We start from the raw sequence: 16,251 nt of genomic DNA on the forward strand, positions 1-16,251 counted from the left end.
CCGCCGCGGGCGGACGAACTGAGCGAACTGATCAAGAAGAAGGTCGCGGAGGCGCAGGCCTCGGGCGGTACCCGCGAGACGGTGACCGTTGAGTGGAATGAACAAAAGGCGCACGTCGACGTGATCGACCTGCCCCTCAGCAAGCTCTACTTCAACCCCAGCACGCACCGTATCCGGGCCCAGCGGAGCCACGACGCTGCAAAGGACGCGGAGCTGGACCAGAACCCGTGGAGCGCGGAGAGCCAGGACTACCTCCGTTTCCTGCTCCAGGCCTCGCCGACCGACACCAATCTGCGCGACGTCGAGTTCGACGCCCTTAAGGACAGCCTCGAAGAGTTCGGCCAGAACGACCCCGGGCTGGTCACCCATCAGGGCATCGTGGTCAACGGCAACACCCGGGCAGCCGCCCTGCTGCTGCTTGGTGTGCAGTCGATGCGCGTGGGCGTGCTACCAGAGTCGTTCACCTGGGCGGACATCAACGCCGTGGAGCTGTCCTTGCAGCTCCGCCGGGATCACCGGCGTGACTACTCCTACATCAACCGCATCATCGCCATGGAGGAGCAGGCGGCCCTGGGGCGAACGCCCGAGCAGATCGCCAAGGAGTTCCGGATCCAGGTCCGTACGTACCACCAGGAACGCTGGATCCTCGCCGCGATCCGCGAGCTGATCAAGCGCAGCCAGGAAGCCGGCAGCGACGGACTCCGGCTGGTCGACTGGGAAGGCGCTCAGGAGCGACTCAAGGAACTCCAGCGCTTGTACGTGAAGCTGGAGACCCTTGACCGCGACCAGGCGGAGATTCTCAAGGAACTGCGTCTGGCCGCCATCCTGCTCAACTTCTCCAAGACCGACGTGAGGCACATCAACGAGGACTTTCTCAAGGAGGGGCTGGAGCAGAAGCTGCTTTCCGCTGGTCCGGTGCTTGAGAAACGGCCTGAGGCTGAGCCGGCGGGTGTCATGATCCCGGGGCTCGGAGTTGAGGTCCCAGCTGTCTCCTCCGCCGTGGCTGACATGAAGGCACTTAACGACCGTCTGCTGCGTGCCGCCGCTGTCGTACGCAGCAGGAGCGAGGGCCTTGACCTCGGTAACGAGGCAAAGGAGCAGGCCCAGAGCGTTCTGGACGACGCGAAGAAGACCTTTGACGATGCCATCGAGGCCGCTGGCCGCAGTGCCCGGCTGCGCAAGCGCAAGCAGCTCGCGCCGGCCCGTCTCGCAGAGGCGTGCGCCAGCATCGACCAGTGCGTGAGCGATCTCGTGCAGGCTCGCACGTCGCGCAGCCTCGACGAAGAAGCTTTCGACGACGCGGTGATCAAGCTCCGCGGCAGCCTGCTGAAGCTCGCCCAGCAAGCCGGGCGCGGTCTGCAGGATCCGGGAGACGGCGTGGCCTGGCTGATGGACGCTGTCGCCACGGAAGGCCGACAGTGACGAACACACCGAGCGAAACGTCCCTGCACCTGGGGTTCGACGAGACACACACGCGTGTCGTGCTCCGGACCACTGAGCGCCACCAGCCGGACCTGGTCCAGTTGGCTGCCCGTTTCCGGACGGGCGGCCAGCTCGGCCTGCTCAGCGCATCGGTTGCTCTTGATGACTTCCTGGCCAACCTGCAAGTCCTTGGCGACTGGCCCGACCCGAACAGCGTGGAATGGTCCTCTGCCCTGAGGAAGCTGGCGACCGGCGTCCTCCAGGACGCACGGACCGTAGAAACCAGACTGGCGGGCACTGGTGCCGCCGGCGAGGTCGATCCGGACGATGTCCCGAGTCTGCTCGGCGACAACTGGAAAGGTGACCTGAGCGCTTTCCAGCGCAGGGACATCGCGAAGCTGCTGTCCCTCCAGCACGGTGCCAACTTCAGCGTGCCCGGGGCTGGCAAGACGCGCGTCGCGCTCGCGGTGTACGCGGCTCAGAAGGCCGTCGGCCACGCGCGTCGGCTCCTGGTCGTCTGCCCTAAGTCGGCCTACGACTCGTGGCGTTTCGAGACGTCGGAGTGTCTGACGCACGCGCTGCGCGTCAACGTCCTGGACGGGTCGCTGGACCAGTGGGCGGAGGTGCTCGTCGTCAACTACGAACGGCTGGACCGCTCACTGTCGATGCTGACCGCTTGGCTGGCAGCTCAGCCCTCCATGATCATCCTTGATGAGGCGCACCGAATGAAGCTTGGATCCCGGGGCACTTACGGTGCTGCGTGCATGGCCCTCGGACCACATGCGGACAGGCGCCTGATCCTCACGGGTACTCCGGCTCCTAACGGTGCCAAGGACCTGGAGAACCTCTTGGGCTTCGTGTGGCCGGGGCACGGACAGCAGACGGTCGTGCGCGCCGTGGCCGGGGGAGACCTTCGGCACGCAAGTACGGTTCTGCGGCCGTTGTTCACGCGGACGACCAAGCAGGAACTCGGTCTGCCTCCTGTCGATCTGGGCATCCGCTACGTGGACATGCCGCCCCTGCACGACGAGATTTACAGCTCCCTGGTCGGCGGGATGAGCAACGGTGCGGACAGGGAGGATCTCAGCGCGCTCGGTAAGACGGCTCTGCGGCTTCTCATGGCAGCGACAAGTCCGGCTCTACTCCTGGAAGGAGCCACCAAGTACGAGCCGCTGGCCTACCAGTTGCCTCCGCTGGAGATCCCCCAGGGCGGTTCCCTGTACTCGATGCTGCAGAACCTTCCTGACTACGAGCTGTCACCGAAGTACAAGGAAGCCGTGGCGATCATCGCCGAGAATGCGGCGGCCGGACGTAAGACCCTGGTCTGGACGACATTTGTTCGGAGCCTTACGACGCTGGAGCGGATGCTCGAGAAGTTCAGTCCGGCCGTGGTCTACGGAGGGACGCCCGACCGGGAGGAACAGATCCGGCGCTTTCGTGACGATCCGGCCTGCATGGTGCTGATCTCCAACCCGGCGACCCTTGGCGAGGGCATCAGCCTGCACCACCACTGCCATGACGCTGTCTACGTGGACCGTGACTTCATGGCCGGCCGGTTTCTGCAGAGCCTGGACCGGATCCATCGCCTTGGGCTCGCACCCGACACCGAGACGCGGGTTACGGTTCTCGCCGTACGCAATTCCATCGACGAGGTCGTGGCCTCGCGGCTGGAAAAGAAGCTGGCGTTCATGGGCCAGATCCTGGATGACCCGACAGTCCAGCAGCTTGCCGACTTGGAGGAGGAGCCGTCGGTGGCGGCTGGTCTGGCGCCGAGCGACATCGAAGCGCTGCTGAGCCACCTGGAGGGCAACCGGTAGTTGGCTGCGTGCGGCGGACGCGGCGCACTACGATTGACAGTGTGTCTTCTGAAGCCGACTGGGCAGCCCCGGAGGGTTCCTGGGCTTCCTCCGCCGCACGCCGCCGCAACATGCAGGCTATCCGCAGTCGCGATACAAAACCGGAATGGCTGATCCGGCGTCTGGTGCACGCCCAAGGGCTCCGCTACCGGGTGTCCGCACGCCCCATACCCGACCTTCGCCGGACGGCAGACTTGGTATTCCGTCCGGCGAAAGTGGCCGTATTCATTGACGGCTGCTATTGGCATGGGTGCCCTGAACACTATGTGCCGCCTAGAACGAACTCTGGCTACTGGTCCGAGAAGGTGCTGCGTAATGTGAGGCGAGACCGGGACACGGATCAGAGACTCAGTGACGCGGGATGGCTCGTGCTCCGCTTCTGGGAGCACGAGCAGTCAGAGGCTTGTGCCGACAAGATTGCTGCGACTGTCCTCGCACGCAGGAGCGGGAGTGGTTTCCGCTGAAATCGAGAGTTCCATTTGGTGTGGAACGCCATCCTGGGCAGCTGTGCCAGAGGAGTCGATGTCGTAGTTGCCGAGAAGTTCCTCCCGGTGCTCCGGTCGCAGAACTGCCGCGATTGCCCGGCCGACGGCTTCAGCGACCGGCGGAGGGAACGCATTTCCCACCTGCCGGTACCGTGCTGTCTTTTTCCCCTTAAATCGCCAATTCCGCGGAAATCCCTGAATTATGGCGGCTTGCTCGACGGTGAGCATAGGGCCGTTCGCCCTGAACAAGTCCCGTTCCGGGTCGCATTCCTTCGGGTCGTTGGCCACCCCCATGGCATCAACTCCCATGGCCGCCCAGGCTCTCTTCGCTCGCGTGGGTCCGAGGTCGGCGCCGCCGTGCTTCCTGGACCCGCCCACCAGCGTGGGGGCTACACCACGGCCGGCGGCCGCGGACTTCCGGGCGGCGTCGAGCCAGTCGTTGTAGACATCCTCTCCTGTCCGCTCCTTGGGCTTGGCTGGCTTACCCAACTCGTTCTTGTCCCAGTACGGAAGGCACCGTTCCCGCATGGTCCTTCTGAGGCTTTCGGCGACAGTAGCTTCGTCGCCCTTGATGCCCAGCGGCCAGCAGAATTCATTGACGCCCGGCTGTGAGAGGTCTTCACGGATCGCGACCAGGATAGCTCTAGGGCGCAGCTGGGGGACGCCGAAATCTTTCGCATCGAGTCGACGCCATACCCGTCGCATCTCAAGATCCTGAGCTGATGGAGAAAGTGAAGTGTCAACGTTAGGAACTGTGTAGCCAGCGCGGCGCAATCGGTCGAGGATCTTGGCTCGATATTCGAGAAAGACTTCCGGTGGCTCAAGCATTCCCCGGACATTTTCAATCATGACTGCTTTAGGGCTAAGTTCTTCAATGATGGTCAGAGCTGCCGGGAATAGGTCGCGCTCGTCATCTTCGCCCAGTCTTTTTCCGGCCAAAGAAAAAGGAGGGCAAGGGACGCCGCCTGCGAAGAGGTCGACGGTCTCACCTTGGAATTTAAGGGCCTTGCATGCGTCTGATGTGAGAAATTCCTTGACGTCCATAGGGGTGAGGGCCTGGGCTTTTTGCGGTGTCCACCCGGGCCAGCGCCCGACGTTTGCGCTCAGAGTACTGACCGCATGTTGGTCCCACTCGACAAACGCCAAGTGATCAAATCCGGCATTGTGCAGCCCCACGGCCTGTCCGCCGGCCCCCGCACAGATCTCGATCGAGGTCAGTGGCGTCGTGAACTGCGGTCGCTTCTGGCCGCTGGGGGGCATGCCGCTCCTTCTGGGGGATGAACCATCATGTTGAGGAGAGACCGTGGCTGTGGACGGTCGCTCCGCACCAAGAGTCTCGCATTCGCCGGGCCTTCCGTTGACACCAGTAGGTGACCGGCCGGTACCGGGCCCGCGAGCCTAGCGAGCAGGGTGTTCGAGCCTGGCTCGCCCGGCCCGAGTACCGGCACAGCGTCCGGATGCTGGAGGAGCGCCGGGCCCAGGTCGAAGACGCGCTGTTCGGCCCGCCGCCGCTGGCATCTGCGCTGCTCGTCGAGGATGAGACCGGGGCATTGTCGGACTCGCCGCCTACTCGTTCCTCTGGCCGGCCGCCGGCTCCTCGCACTCCCTGTTCCTCAAGGAGCTGTACGTCCGTGGCACGCTCCGACGGCAGGGCATCGGTGCCCGCCTCATGGACGAACTCCGTGCCATCGCCGTGGTGCGCCCCGGGTGCAGCCGCGTGGAGTGGATGACCGACAGCGACAACCCGGGCGCACGGGCCTTCTACAAGTCACTCGGGTTCGCCGAGTTCGACGGGAAGATCGTCTATCGGGTCGACCAGCAACAGCGTTGCACGACGTGGGACTCGGCCGTCGGCAGGGCCACCCATCTCCTGTCATCAAAGGTTCATCGGACACTTATGCATGGTGCCTACGGTGCCATGCACCGGCATGGCCGCAGACGGCCTGGAGTTGGACGATGGGGGAGAACCGATGATCGGGATGGAATTCCGCAGCGAGGATGTGCCTGCGGAGTTACGGTTCGAGCGCTGGCGGGAGCTCATCGGCCGGACACACGCACCCAGCGAGATGAGCGGCGGCCACACGACCGATTTCCGGGCGTCCATGGTCCTGTTGGACCTCGGTGCCGTTCGTGCGTGGACCGCGACGTTCCGGGCGGTGGGCTATCGCCGGACGCCCAGGCTGATCAGGCAGTCCGATCCGGAGCTGTGTCACGTCACCGTCCTGCGGCAGGGATCCGTGGCCGTTGACCAGGCCGGTCATCAGGCGATGTGCACGGAGCACGATCTGTTCGTCATCGACACCTCACAGCCCTACCACTGCCAGGCGCTCGACGGACCGCAGCCGGTGAACGGGGTGAGCCTCGAAGTGCCCAAGGCACTCCTGGACATGCGCACACAGGGGCTGGAAAGACTGGCGGGACGCCGGATAGCGGGCCGGGAGGGAACGGGCGCCCTGCTGACACAGTTCCTCAACCGCCTGATCGCGGACCGGCACATCCTTCATCCGGCCGATGGCCCTCGACTGGGCACCGTCGCCGTGGACTTACTGTCCGCGGTGTTGGCCCACGAACTGAACGCAGAAGAAGTGCTCGCCCCGGAAACCCGCCAGCGGACGCTGATCCTGCGCATCCAGGCGTTCATCCAGCGACACCTGGCAGAACCAGAGCTTTCGCCTCGCACCATCGCCGAGGCGCACCACATCTCCCTCAGCTACCTGCACCGCCTTTTCCGCGCCACCGGTACCACTGTCTCCTGCTGGATCCGCGGACAGCGCCTGGAACGCGCCCGCGGGGACCTCGCCGATCCCGCCCTGCGGCATGTCCCCGCCTGCCACATCGGTGCCCGGGTGGGTTTCGCCTACCCCGAGGTGTTCCACCGGGCCTTCCGCTCCGCTTATGGCCTCACTCCTGGCGACTACCGCCACGAGGTATTCACCTCACCGCCGTTCCGCGCCCCGGAGCCGGAGTAGACGGCCGGTCAAGGAACCGTGTCCGCCGCGTCAATGACCCTCTCGCGCCCCTGCCACCACTCTGGAACAGAGGCTCCGGGCAGCCACCGCACGTCCCGGCACCTCGAACGGTCGGCACCTCACGACAGGAGGAAGCCGATGCCCACCGGCATTCATCCACAACAACGAGGGACATCCATGATGGTGAAGCGCGCACTCCGCGCCACGGGCGTACTGGCGGCTGCGGCAGTGACCACCCTGGCCATGGCCACCAGCGCCCAGGCGGCGGACCACAGGCTGGAGACCGCCGACGGCGGCGAAAAGGGCGGCAGCATCGAGTTCACCCGCGCCGGGGACAGGCTGGAGGTCTGTGACGAGGACAACGACGGCTGGCGTGCCATCGCCTACGTCATCAACCCCGACGGGAGCGAGCGCTACCGGCTCCCCGCCAGCGGGGAGGGCAACTGCAACGTCAGGGGCCAGGCGGACGGGGGGCGCTACAACCTCAACGAGAACAGGACGTACCGGTTCAGGGTCTGCCTCGACCAGGACAGCGGCAGCGTTCTGGACGACGAGCACTGCGCCTCGCGCAGGTGGCGCGCAGGAGCCTCCTGACCACTCACGCACGTGCACGACGACAGCCCTTGTCGGCGGCGCCTGAATTCAGCCGCCGCCGACAAGCCCTGACGGGGCCGCACGCGCCGGGCGCCTGGGCGGGGGAGCGACGGGCCCCGACCAGGCGCCCTGGTGTGTTCGCGCACCGGGTCCACTCCACGGCAGTGCGCTACGTCCGGAAGCCTCACCGTTGTGGCTGCTTCGGCAGCGTGAGGATTTCGGGGCCGTCGGTGGTGATGGCGATCGTGTGTTCGCTGTGGGCTGTGCGGCAGCCGGTTGCGCTGCGGAGGGTCCAGCCGTCGGGGGCGGTGATGAGTTTGGCGGTGTCGGCCATGATCCACGGTTCCAGGGCGAGGAGTAGGCCGGGGCGGAGTTTGTAGCCGCGGCCCGGGCGGCCGGTGTTCGGGATGTGGGGGTCCTGGTGCATGGTTGAGCCGATGCCGTGGCCGCCGAACTCGGTGTTGATCGGGTAGCCCGCCTCGCTGAGGACGGTGCCGATGGCGTGGGAGATGTCGCCGATGCGAGCGCCGGGCCGGGCGGCGGCGATGCCGGCGGCCAGGGCGCGTTCGGTCGTGGTGATCATCGCGACGCTCTCCGGGGGGTGGGTGTCGCCCACGATGAAGCTGATGGCGGCGTCTGCCGCTACTCCGTCTTTGGTGACGGCGAGATCGAGAGTCAGGAGGTCGCCGTCGGTGAGGGGGTAGTCGTACGGCCGTCCGTGGAGTACGGCGTCGTTGACGGCCGTGCAGATGTAGTGGCCGAACGGGCCGCGGCCGAAGGACGGGGCGTAGTCGACGTAGCAGGACTCCGCTCCCGCCTCGGTGATCATCTTCTTGGCCCAGCGGTCGATGTCCAGAAGGTTCGTGCCGATCGTGCTGCGGCTCTTCAGGGTCTGCAGGATGTCGGCGACCAGGGCGCCTGTGTCTCTTGCCCGGGCCAGCAGAGTGGGGTTCAGGATCTCGATCACGCCACGTCCTTCTCATGCGACCAATAACTATACCGGCCAAACTATACCGGTACTAGAATCGGCGTCATGGTCAGGTTGCCGCTCACGCCCGCAGAGGTCGAACGAGGACAGCGCCTCGGCGCCCTGCTACGTCGGGCCAGGGGAGAGCGCTCGATGCTTGAGATCGCGCTCGCCGCGCGTGTCTCGCCGGAGACTCTCCGGAAGATCGAGTCGGGCCGCGTCGCCACTCCCGCCTTCCCGACCATCGCGGCGATCACTGACGTCCTCGGCCTGTCCCTTGATGCGGTGTGGGCCGAGATCAGCCAGCCGACCGTGGCGTTGGACCGGCCAACTCCGTCCGGTCACGACGCGCGTGAGCAGCTGGCCTCGTAAGGCCCCGTCCCGCGGCTGCCTCGGCGGCGTTCGCAAGAGGTCGCAACCGCACAAGGAAAGGAGTCGCCGGCCATGTCACTCGTTCGCGTCCACAACTTCTCCGTCTCGCTCGACGGCTTCGGCACCGGTGAAGGGCTGAGCCGTGACGCGCCGTTCGGTCATGCCGGTGAGAGGCTGCACCAGTGGATGTTCGCCACCCGGTGGTGGCAGGAGAGGGCCGGCCAGTCCGGCGGGACCGGCGGCCTCGACGACGCCCTTGTGCGGCAGTTCGAGCCTGGAATCGGTGCCGAGATCATGGGGGCCGGGAAGTTCGGCTATCCCGGCTGGCACGAGGACCCGGAGTGGAAGGGGTGGTGGGGGCCTAACCCGCCCTTCCACACGCCGGTCTTCATCCTCACCCATCACCCGCGCCCGTCGATCGAGATGGAGGGCGGTACGACGTTCCACTTCCTCGATGCTTCGCCCGTCAAGGCGCTTGAGGCCGCCCGTGCGGCTGCGGGCGGCCAGGACGTACGCATCGGCGGGGGGCCCAGTGTGATCCGTGACTTCCTTGCCGCCGGGCTCATCGACCACATGCACATCGTGGTGGTGCCGATCCTGCTCGGCCGAGGCGTACGCCTCCTGGACGGCCTGGATGGCCTTGAGAAGGACTACGAGGTCGAGGCCGCCTCCTCGCCGAGCGGAGTCACGCATGTGACGTTCAACCGGAGCGAGCGCGGTCGTGCACGTGCACGACCGCGTGCGGTGAGCTGAGCGTCCTGCGGGCGGGTGCGTGTGTGTGCGTGTGCTTGCGCCTGTGCCGCGTGGCGTCAGGTCCGCGTCCCGTGGCAGTCACCATAGGCCTGCCCTGATCCGCACCAGCAGGCCGCTCCCTGCGGGGGCCACTCCACCGCGCGGCCCCGGGCGGCGAGGGTGGTCGCATACTGCGGGAGCAGCGTTGCGTCCGCGGGGGATGCGCCTTCCGATGCCGCGAACGCCTCGTACGACGGGACCGTTCCCGTCACGATGCCCAGGTTCGGGGTGCCCGACGACGCGAGTTCCCGGAGGGAGGTCTCTATCGTCTCCAGGTGCTCCTCGTGGGAGGGGTACTCCGTGGCCAGGGAGGGATAGGCGGCGGTCAGTTCCGCCAGCTCGGTCGCCGGCCAGTGCAGTACGGCCACCGGGAAGGGGCGGGACAGGGCGGCCCTGTAGGTGCCCAGTTCCGCCTGCAGCCGCGAGATCTCCGCGCGGAGTTCGGCCGGGTTGTCCGAGCCCAGGGACCACAGGCGCTTGGGGTCGTGGAGTTCGTCCAGGGACACCGGGGAGGTGTGGACGGTGTCAGCGAGGGCGTCCCACTCGTCGTGGCCCGCGCCCAGCATGCGGCGTACGCGGTGGCGGCCGAAGAGGAGAGGGTGTGTGGCGTACGGGGGCTCCGGTACGTCCGTGAGGAGGAGCCGTACGCCCTCCGTGAACGTCTCCTGCGCCTGCTCCAGCTCGTCGTGTGACTCCAGGGCCTCCGCGACGATCACCCAGGGGGCGGGGTCGCGGGGTGACGCCGTGCGGACTCCCTCGATGATGGCCCTGGCCTCGGCCTCGTGGCCGTACTCCCAGAGGTTCGATGCCTTGAGTGCTCGTACCAGGTACGGGTTTTCCGACCCGGCGGACGATGACAGCAGGCGGTCGTAGAGCGTCGTGGCGGAGGGGCGGTCGCCGGACAGTTCCAGATGGGCCGCGGCCTGCAGGAGCAGGGCTTCGGCGTCCTCGGGGTACAGGTCGGCGGTCCGTTCGAGGCGGGCCGCTTCGGCGGCGTGGTCGACGTTTTCGGCTGGCGTGTCGGGGCGCATGGGGGACACCGTAGCGCCGGTCGGTGACGAAGGTGAGAGATGGGCCGCAGGCCAGTGCCGGGCCCGGGGGTCCGGGCCCGGCACTGTGGGCGACAGTGACATCGGCTTCGGCTGCGCTCTGGCCCGGTGCTGGGGGATGGGGATGGGGATGGGGATGGGGTCACAGGGCTGAGGGCTGGCTGCCTGAGGGCTGGGTGCCGTCGCCGGGTGGGGCAGGCGCAGCCTGCCTGGTCGTCATTCGTGTCGCGGCAGCGGTCAGTCGTGGTTTTCGCCGTGCCCGTCGCCGTGCTCCGACTTCGCGTGCTGCGGGTGGTCCGGCTTGGTGGGGTGCGTGGGGTGGTCCGGCTTGGTGGGGTGTGCCGGGTGTGCGGGTTTGGTGGGGTGCGTGGGGTGGTCCGGCTTGGTCGGGTGCTCCGGGTAAGCGGGCTTGGTGGGGTGCGTCGGGTGGTCCGGCTTCGTGGGGTGTTGCGGGTAGGCCGGTTTCGTGGGGTGTTCCGGATGGGTGGGCTTGGCGGGATGGGCCGGGTACGCGGGCTTGGTGGGGTGTTCCGGGTAAGCGGGCTTGGTCGGGTGCTCCGGGTATGCGGGCTTGGTGGGGTGTTGCGGGTAGGCCGGCTTGGCGGGGTGGGCCGGGTACGCCGGCTTCGCCGGGTGCACCGGATGAGCGGGCTTCGCGGGGTGCTCGGGATAGGCGGGCTTGGTCGGGTGTTGCGGGTATGCGGGCTTTGCCGGGTGATCTGGGTAGTCAGGCTTCCTGGGATGTGCCGGGTTGGCGGGGTGTTGCGGGTAGGACGGCTTTGCCGGGTGAGCCGGGTAGACGGGCTTAGCCGGGTGTTCGGGATAGGCGGGCTTTGCGGGGTGGGCGGGCTTGGTGGGGTGCTGCGGGTAGGCGGGTTTCGTCGGGTGCTGCGGCTTGGTCGGCTTGGCCGGGTGGTCTGGGTAGGCGGGTTTGGAGGGGTGGGCCGGATAGGCGGGCTTGGAAGGGTGGGCCGGATAGGCGGGTTTTGCCGGGTGGTCTGGATGGACCGGCTTCGTGGGGTGAGCCGGGTACGCAGGCTTCGCGGGGTGGGCCGGATGGACCGGTCTCGTTGGCTTGGCTGGGTATGAGGGTTTGGCTGGGTGTGCGGGCTTGTTGGGGTGGTCGGGCTTGGCCGGGTAGGCGGGCTTGGCCGGATGGTCAGGCTTCGCCGGGTGTGCAGGCTTGGCTGGGTACGCGGGCTTCGCCGGGTGTGCGGGCATGCCGGGGTGGCCCGGGTGGCCGGGGTGGTTGGGCTTGGCCGGGTACGCGGGATTTGCCGGGTGTGGTGGGTGGGGGGTGTGGGTTTGGGCGTTGGCGGGTGCCGCTGTTGCCAGGGTGGCTGCGGCGAGCGCTGCGGCTGTGGCGGCTGATGCCAGGACAGATCGCCATCGTGGCGATGTCGTCATGTGATCCACTCTCCTCGACTTGGTTCAGGGCCTTGTGACGGCTGGTCAGCACCAAGGGCTGGATAGTGGAATGCATAGGAAATCGGGTTATATGACTAACGCTGTGGCAGTCATAAGCCACCGGACGGTGTACGGGGGGCCGCCAGTTGGCCCGGCAGTTGGCCCGGGTCGCGGCGAGGGCGGTAGGAGTGCCGGCGCCTCCGAGGTGATGGGAACACGTGTGCCCGTAGTTGCCGGTCGAGGCGGCGACTACGGGCACGGGGACTGTGCGGGATCTGGGTGCGGGGGATCTGGGGGCGTGCGGGGCGTCGTACGTACGCGGGTCGCTACCGGGTCACGCCGTCCACCTGCAACGTCTGCACCGAGCCCGCCGCGAACGGCACGCTCACCGACTTTCCGCTGAGGTAGGTGTCCGAGTAGGCGCGGTAGCGGTCGCTGCCCCCGGTCGTCGTGTTCCAGCGGGGGACCAGGCCGCCGGAGCCGCCCGACACCACGGAGAAGCGTGACAGGTCGAAGGTGAGGGTCTGGGCGGCGCCCGTGTTCACGGCCACGATCACCAGGCGGCGCGCTGCCGCGTCGTACGCCGCCGCCGCGTAGCTCACACCGGTGTCGATGATCGTCATGCCGGGGCGGATGTGGCGGCTGAACTGGGCCATGACGTAGTACTTCGTCTGGATCGTGGTCGGCTGGAGCGTGTTCGCGTCGTACGCGATCATCGCCCAGCCCGTGCTCGGGTCCATGACCTGCCAGTAGCACCAGGCCGTCGGGTGCAGCCAGCGGAAGTCGTAGCAGAGGTTGGACGCCATGGTCAGGCCGGTCGCGTCGCTGTCGCCGGTTTCCGAGTTCCACAGCTTCTTGCCGGACGTCGTCACCACGTCCGTGTAGAGCAGGTCTCTGCGCCCGCCCGACCCCTGGTAGCCGTGGACGTTGACCTGGTTCACCAAGGCCCTGGTCGAGGAGTTGAAGGAGGACCAGGTCGAGCGGGCCGTGTCGTAGTTGGTCTCGTCGGAGGCGGAGATCCTGATGCCCGTCAGGCCGCGTGCGTCGAGTTCGCTCCTCATGTACGGGAGTACGGCCGCCTGGACCGCCGGGTCCAGGTGGCAGCCCTCCTGGGTGCCGGTGTCGGTCCACCAGGTGGAGGCGGGCTCGTTGAAGGGGTCGACCGTCGCGAAGTTCACGCCCCAGTTGTTACGCGCGTACAGCGCCACGGCCGCCAGGTGGGAGGCGTGCTGCCGGTAGTTCCACGTCTGGAGGTTGTTGGCACCGCCCGCTGCGCCCGACGGGTTGTGGTTGTAACACATCCACCACATGGGGGAGTTGGCGAACAGCTCGGTCACCGCACCCCGCTGTGTCGCCTTCACCAGCATCGCGCGCTGGTTCGCGTCCGCCGTCCAGTCCCAAGCCGAGGACGTGGGGCTCTCGTTGTTCCAGTCCTGCCAGAAGCCCTCGATCTGCTTGAAGGCGGGGATGTTGGGCGACTCGACCATCGACTCGCCGCCCACGCTGTTCCAGCTGCACGCGCCGAGGTTGTAGCGGGCGATGTTGAGGCCCAGGCCGGGGAGTGACGTTCCGTTGTAGGTGACCGACCTGGTGGTGAAGAAGAGGTCGGCGAAGTCGTCCCGGGCGCCGAAGACGTTGGCCCACCAGGCGAGCGAGGTGCCCCAGCCCTCCCAAGTGCCGTAGCCCGTACCGGGGTTGACGGCGATGGTGGCGTCCGCGTGGGCGGTGCCGGTCGCGAGGGCGCTGCCGAAGAGTGCGCCGCCTGTTGCCGTCAGCAGAGTTCTGCGTCGGATCATGACTTCTCCGCTTCGCTCAACGGCCGGTCGTCGTCGAACCGGCCCGTCGTGGCTTGTCCCGTGCATGCCGAGTGGAAGCATCGGGTCCGGTGTACGGGGTTGTCGAGGGTTTCGACAGCTTTCGACAGCCCTTTCTCAAACCTGTGGAAGAAGTGTTCGGGTACCGGACAGGGGTAACGGACAGCGGTACCGGACAGCGGTAACGGACGCGCATGCCTCTGGAGACCTCGCGCCCCGGCCCTTATCGTGCGGGCGGCCCCGGCGAAGGAGGTCACCGATGATGCGGGTGCCGGTCGTGCAGCACAGCAGTCGGCGGCGGCGTGTGCTGCTGCGGCGCGGAGTGTGGGCGGGAGGTGAGGTCCTCGTCACCGCAGGGCTCGTGCTTCTGCTGCTCGTCGTCCATCAACTGTGGTGGACCAACCGGCAGGCCAGGGCCGGCGCGGAGCGGAAGGTGGAGGCGCTGGAGCGGGAGTGGGGGGCGCCGGAGGGGGAGCGGGGAGTGCCGGAGGGGGACGGTGCTCCGGAAGGCGCCGGGGCACCTCGGTCGGGCGCGACGCCCGAGCAGGCCGAGGAGTCCGGGCGGCAGCCCGCCGCGCGCCGTGCGACGTCCGCCGCCCCTGACTGGTCCCAGGCGTACGCCATCCTCAGCACCCCCCGCCTCGACCTCCGCGTCCCCGTCGCCGAGGGCACCAGCAAGCGGAACGTCCTCGACAAGGGGTACGTGGGCCACTACTCCGGCACCCAGCAGCCGGGGCAGGCCGGGAACTTCGCGCTCGCCGGGCACCGCAACACCCACGGCGAGCCCTTCCGGTACGTCAACCGGCTCGGCAAGGGCGACGAGGTCCTGGTGGAGACGGAGGACGCCGTCTACACGTACGCCGTCGACCGGACCCTCGCGCAGACCTCCGCCCGGGACACCGGCGTCATCCAGCCCGTGCCGAGGAGCACCGTCCGCCCCGGCCACGGCTACAACGACCCCGGCTACTACCTCACCCTCACCACCTGCACCCCCGAGTACACGTCCAGGTACCGGCTGGTGGTGTGGGGGAAGCTGCTGTCCATGCGGCCGCGCTCTTGAGGAGCCCGGCGCGCGCCGCCCCACCGCCCCCCGGCCCGGGTCGCCCCACCGGCACCCCTGCCCGGGTCGCCCCACCGCCTCCCGGCCGGGGTCGCCCCACCGACACCCCGGCCGGGGTCGCCCCACCGACACCCCCGCGCCCGGGTCGCCCGGCCTTCATGACCGCCGGAGGTTCACCGTGGCCCGGCGTGCTCCCGGAGGAAGGGGATCAGAGCCGCCGTGAGTTCCGCGGGAGCGTCTTCCTGTACGAGGTGGCCCGCACCGGCGACGGGTTCGAGCCGCGCGCCCGGGATGAGGGCGGTGAGTTCCCGGCCCTTCGCCGGGGGAATCCAGGTGTCGTCCTGGCCCCAGCACACCAGGGTCGGAATGCCGATCCCGGCGTACCGGTCCTGCACCTCGTCGGTGTGGCGCTGGTCGGCCTGGGCGATCTGCCGGTAGAAGGCGGCCTGGCCGGGGTCGCCGAGCCAGGGCCGGACGAGCCGGTCGAGGGTGGCCGGATGCAGGCCGGGGCTGCTGGCCGTACCCACGTACTCGCGCACCAGGGCGCGGTGCAGCGCGGGCGGCAACTGCTCGAAGACCTCGGCGTGTTCGCCGACCAGCCGGAAGAAGGGGGACCCCCAGGGCGCCAGCGCGACCGGGTCGACCAGGGCGAGCGCACGGTAGCGGGCTCCGTGCAGCAGATGGGCCCGCAAGGAGACGGCGCCGCCGAAGTCGTGGGCGACCACCAGGGGTTCCGCCGGGGGTTCCGACAGGCCCCAGTGCGCCAGGAGTTCGGTGAAGACCCGGCCCTGGGCGGCCAGGGAGACATCCTGGCCGGCGTATTTCTCCGACTCCCCGTAGCCGGGCATGTCCCATACGAACACCTGGTGCCGGCGGGCGAGTCCGCGGGCGACGGCACGCCAGACGTAGGACGAGAACGGGGTTCCGTGGAGGAGGACGACCGGGTCCTGGCCGGGCGGTCCGAGACTGTCCCAGCGGACGTCCCCGGTGGCGCTGCGGAAAGTGCGGGTCAGCTGCCATTCAGTCAACGGGGCGGTTCCTCTCGGTGGCGGTGGACTCGGTGGACGAATCCGGTAGCGGATGGATCCTGTATAACGAACAGCAGGACGAACGCAGCTGGAGGAGGTGGAGCCGTAGTGATTCGCAACGGTCGGAAGGCCGGTCTGCGCCCCGCCCTCGTACTGCTGCTTCTGCTCGTCCAGGTCGCGCTGCTCGACACGGGCAGCCTCTCCGCCACCGTCGCCCTTGCCGCGACCGCCGCCGCCGGGTCCGCGTTCTCCTCGTGCTCGCTCCTCGTCTCGCGCTGCGCGCCCGCCGTGCCGCCCACGCGGGTGCGTACGGCCATCCGCGACCGAGACCTCCGTACGGCGTTCCTGCCGCAAAGCGATCCCGACGCCAGGGGGCGCACCCGGCCCCGGGCGCCCGGACGGGTCCTTTCGACGGCCGTCGCGTAGGGCTCACTCG

At 68.0% G+C, this 16,251-nt stretch carries 15 protein-coding genes and 1 pseudogene; 10 read left to right on the forward strand and 6 right to left on the reverse strand.

Going from position 1 to position 16,251, the window contains the following annotated elements; translation table 11 throughout:
- Nucleotides 1-81 precede the first annotated feature (81 nt).
- Genes GFH49_RS06030 through GFH49_RS06040 form a run of 3 tightly spaced genes read left to right on the forward strand, consistent with a single transcriptional unit; the run spans nucleotide 82 to nucleotide 3,742 of the window.
- Nucleotides 82-1,422 (forward strand): ParB N-terminal domain-containing protein, encoded by a 1,341-nt coding sequence (locus tag GFH49_RS06030; RefSeq protein WP_328288269.1) that lies wholly within the window; start codon nucleotides 82-84, stop codon nucleotides 1,420-1,422.
- Nucleotides 1,419-3,239: a DEAD/DEAH box helicase gene (locus tag GFH49_RS06035; protein ID WP_196217868.1), complete on the forward strand. Its 1,821-nt coding sequence runs from the start codon at nucleotides 1,419-1,421 to the stop codon at nucleotides 3,237-3,239. Before GFH49_RS06030 ends, GFH49_RS06035 begins: the two co-directional genes overlap by 4 nt.
- A 41-nt stretch (nucleotides 3,240-3,280) precedes the next feature.
- Nucleotides 3,281-3,742, forward strand: coding sequence for a very short patch repair endonuclease (locus GFH49_RS06040; protein WP_155054712.1), 462 nt, complete (start codon nucleotides 3,281-3,283; stop codon nucleotides 3,740-3,742).
- Here the strand turns inward: GFH49_RS06040 and GFH49_RS06045 are convergent.
- Nucleotides 3,674-5,023, reverse strand: coding sequence for a DNA cytosine methyltransferase (locus tag GFH49_RS06045; RefSeq protein WP_155054713.1), 1,350 nt, complete (start codon nucleotides 5,021-5,023; stop codon nucleotides 3,674-3,676). The genes GFH49_RS06040 and GFH49_RS06045 overlap by 69 nt on opposite strands.
- Nucleotides 5,024-5,369: 346 nt before the next feature.
- Here GFH49_RS06045 and GFH49_RS39895 point away from each other — a divergent pair.
- The 3 genes and pseudogenes from GFH49_RS39895 to GFH49_RS06060 all read left to right on the forward strand — a co-directional run.
- Nucleotides 5,370-5,492, forward strand: a pseudogene (locus GFH49_RS39895) (GNAT family N-acetyltransferase); the annotation flags it as partial.
- A 199-nt stretch (nucleotides 5,493-5,691) separates the two neighbouring features.
- The gene (locus GFH49_RS06055) at nucleotides 5,692-6,732 is read left to right on the forward strand and encodes a helix-turn-helix domain-containing protein (protein ID WP_230396177.1); all 1,041 of its coding nucleotides are present in this window, start codon (nucleotides 5,692-5,694) and stop codon (nucleotides 6,730-6,732) included.
- Nucleotides 6,733-6,909: 177 nt separating this feature from the next.
- Nucleotides 6,910-7,326 (forward strand): hypothetical protein, encoded by a 417-nt coding sequence (locus GFH49_RS06060; RefSeq protein WP_155054715.1) that lies wholly within the window; start codon nucleotides 6,910-6,912, stop codon nucleotides 7,324-7,326.
- Between the two features lie 184 nt (nucleotides 7,327-7,510).
- Here the strand turns inward: GFH49_RS06060 and map are convergent, their stop codons facing one another.
- Nucleotides 7,511-8,293 carry a type I methionyl aminopeptidase gene (gene map, locus GFH49_RS06065; RefSeq protein ID WP_155054716.1) on the reverse strand — a complete coding sequence of 261 codons (783 nt, stop codon included), beginning with the start codon at nucleotides 8,291-8,293 and terminating at the stop codon, nucleotides 7,511-7,513.
- A gap of 66 nt (nucleotides 8,294-8,359) precedes the next feature.
- Between map and GFH49_RS06070 the strand changes: the two genes are divergently transcribed.
- Both GFH49_RS06070 and GFH49_RS06075 read left to right on the forward strand, forming a co-directional pair.
- Nucleotides 8,360-8,665 carry a helix-turn-helix domain-containing protein gene (locus GFH49_RS06070; protein ID WP_155054717.1) on the forward strand — a complete coding sequence of 102 codons (306 nt, stop codon included), beginning with the start codon at nucleotides 8,360-8,362 and terminating at the stop codon, nucleotides 8,663-8,665.
- Nucleotides 8,666-8,737: 72 nt separating this feature from the next.
- On the forward strand, nucleotides 8,738-9,418 hold the full coding sequence (locus tag GFH49_RS06075) for a dihydrofolate reductase family protein (protein WP_155054718.1): 681 nt from the start codon (nucleotides 8,738-8,740) through the stop codon (nucleotides 9,416-9,418).
- A 56-nt stretch (nucleotides 9,419-9,474) separates the two neighbouring features.
- Here the strand turns inward: GFH49_RS06075 and GFH49_RS06080 are convergent, their stop codons facing one another.
- From GFH49_RS06080 to GFH49_RS06090, 3 genes are all read right to left on the reverse strand, one after another.
- Entirely contained in the window at nucleotides 9,475-10,488 is a 1,014-nt protein-coding gene (locus GFH49_RS06080) for an SEC-C domain-containing protein (RefSeq protein ID WP_155054719.1), read from the reverse strand.
- 255 nt (nucleotides 10,489-10,743) lie between these two features.
- Nucleotides 10,744-11,145 (reverse strand): hypothetical protein, encoded by a 402-nt coding sequence (locus GFH49_RS06085; protein ID WP_155054720.1) that lies wholly within the window; start codon nucleotides 11,143-11,145, stop codon nucleotides 10,744-10,746.
- A gap of 1,094 nt (nucleotides 11,146-12,239) precedes the next feature.
- Nucleotides 12,240-13,709, reverse strand: a complete 1,470-nt coding sequence (locus GFH49_RS06090) for a glycoside hydrolase (RefSeq protein ID WP_155054721.1) — start codon at nucleotides 13,707-13,709, stop codon at nucleotides 12,240-12,242.
- Nucleotides 13,710-13,989: 280 nt separating this feature from the next.
- On the opposite strand from GFH49_RS06090, the gene GFH49_RS06095 reads away from it, so the two are divergent.
- Entirely contained in the window at nucleotides 13,990-14,787 is a 798-nt protein-coding gene (locus GFH49_RS06095) for a class E sortase (RefSeq protein WP_155054849.1), read from the forward strand.
- A 173-nt stretch (nucleotides 14,788-14,960) separates the two neighbouring features.
- Here the strand turns inward: GFH49_RS06095 and GFH49_RS06100 are convergent, their stop codons facing one another.
- Nucleotides 14,961-15,815, reverse strand: coding sequence for an alpha/beta fold hydrolase (locus tag GFH49_RS06100; protein ID WP_155054722.1), 855 nt, complete (start codon nucleotides 15,813-15,815; stop codon nucleotides 14,961-14,963).
- 108 nt (nucleotides 15,816-15,923) lie between these two features.
- On the opposite strand from GFH49_RS06100, the gene GFH49_RS06105 reads away from it, so the two are divergent.
- Nucleotides 15,924-16,241: a DUF6412 domain-containing protein gene (locus GFH49_RS06105; protein ID WP_155054723.1), complete on the forward strand. Its 318-nt coding sequence runs from the start codon at nucleotides 15,924-15,926 to the stop codon at nucleotides 16,239-16,241.
- Nucleotides 16,242-16,251 lie beyond the last annotated feature (10 nt).

The organism is Streptomyces blattellae (assembly GCF_009709555.1).
Lineage (GTDB): Bacteria > Actinomycetota > Actinomycetes > Streptomycetales > Streptomycetaceae > Streptomyces > Streptomyces blattellae.

What these genes read in the sequence shown, in the direction of transcription:
- GFH49_RS06045 (WP_155054713.1), bottom strand. Translation starts at nt 5,023, where the DNA reads ATGCCCCCCAGCGGCCAGAAGCGACCGCAGTTCACGACGCCACTGACC.
- GFH49_RS06055 (WP_230396177.1), top strand. Translation starts at nt 5,692, where the DNA reads ATGGCCGCAGACGGCCTGGAGTTGGACGATGGGGGAGAACCGATGATC.
- GFH49_RS06060 (WP_155054715.1), top strand. Translation starts at nt 6,910, where the DNA reads ATGATGGTGAAGCGCGCACTCCGCGCCACGGGCGTACTGGCGGCTGCG.
- GFH49_RS06070 (WP_155054717.1), top strand. Translation starts at nt 8,360, where the DNA reads ATGGTCAGGTTGCCGCTCACGCCCGCAGAGGTCGAACGAGGACAGCGC.
- GFH49_RS06075 (WP_155054718.1), top strand. Translation starts at nt 8,738, where the DNA reads ATGTCACTCGTTCGCGTCCACAACTTCTCCGTCTCGCTCGACGGCTTC.
- GFH49_RS06080 (WP_155054719.1), bottom strand. Translation starts at nt 10,488, where the DNA reads ATGCGCCCCGACACGCCAGCCGAAAACGTCGACCACGCCGCCGAAGCG.
- GFH49_RS06090 (WP_155054721.1), bottom strand. Translation starts at nt 13,709, where the DNA reads ATGATCCGACGCAGAACTCTGCTGACGGCAACAGGCGGCGCACTCTTC.
- GFH49_RS06095 (WP_155054849.1), top strand. Translation starts at nt 13,990, where the DNA reads ATGCGGGTGCCGGTCGTGCAGCACAGCAGTCGGCGGCGGCGTGTGCTG.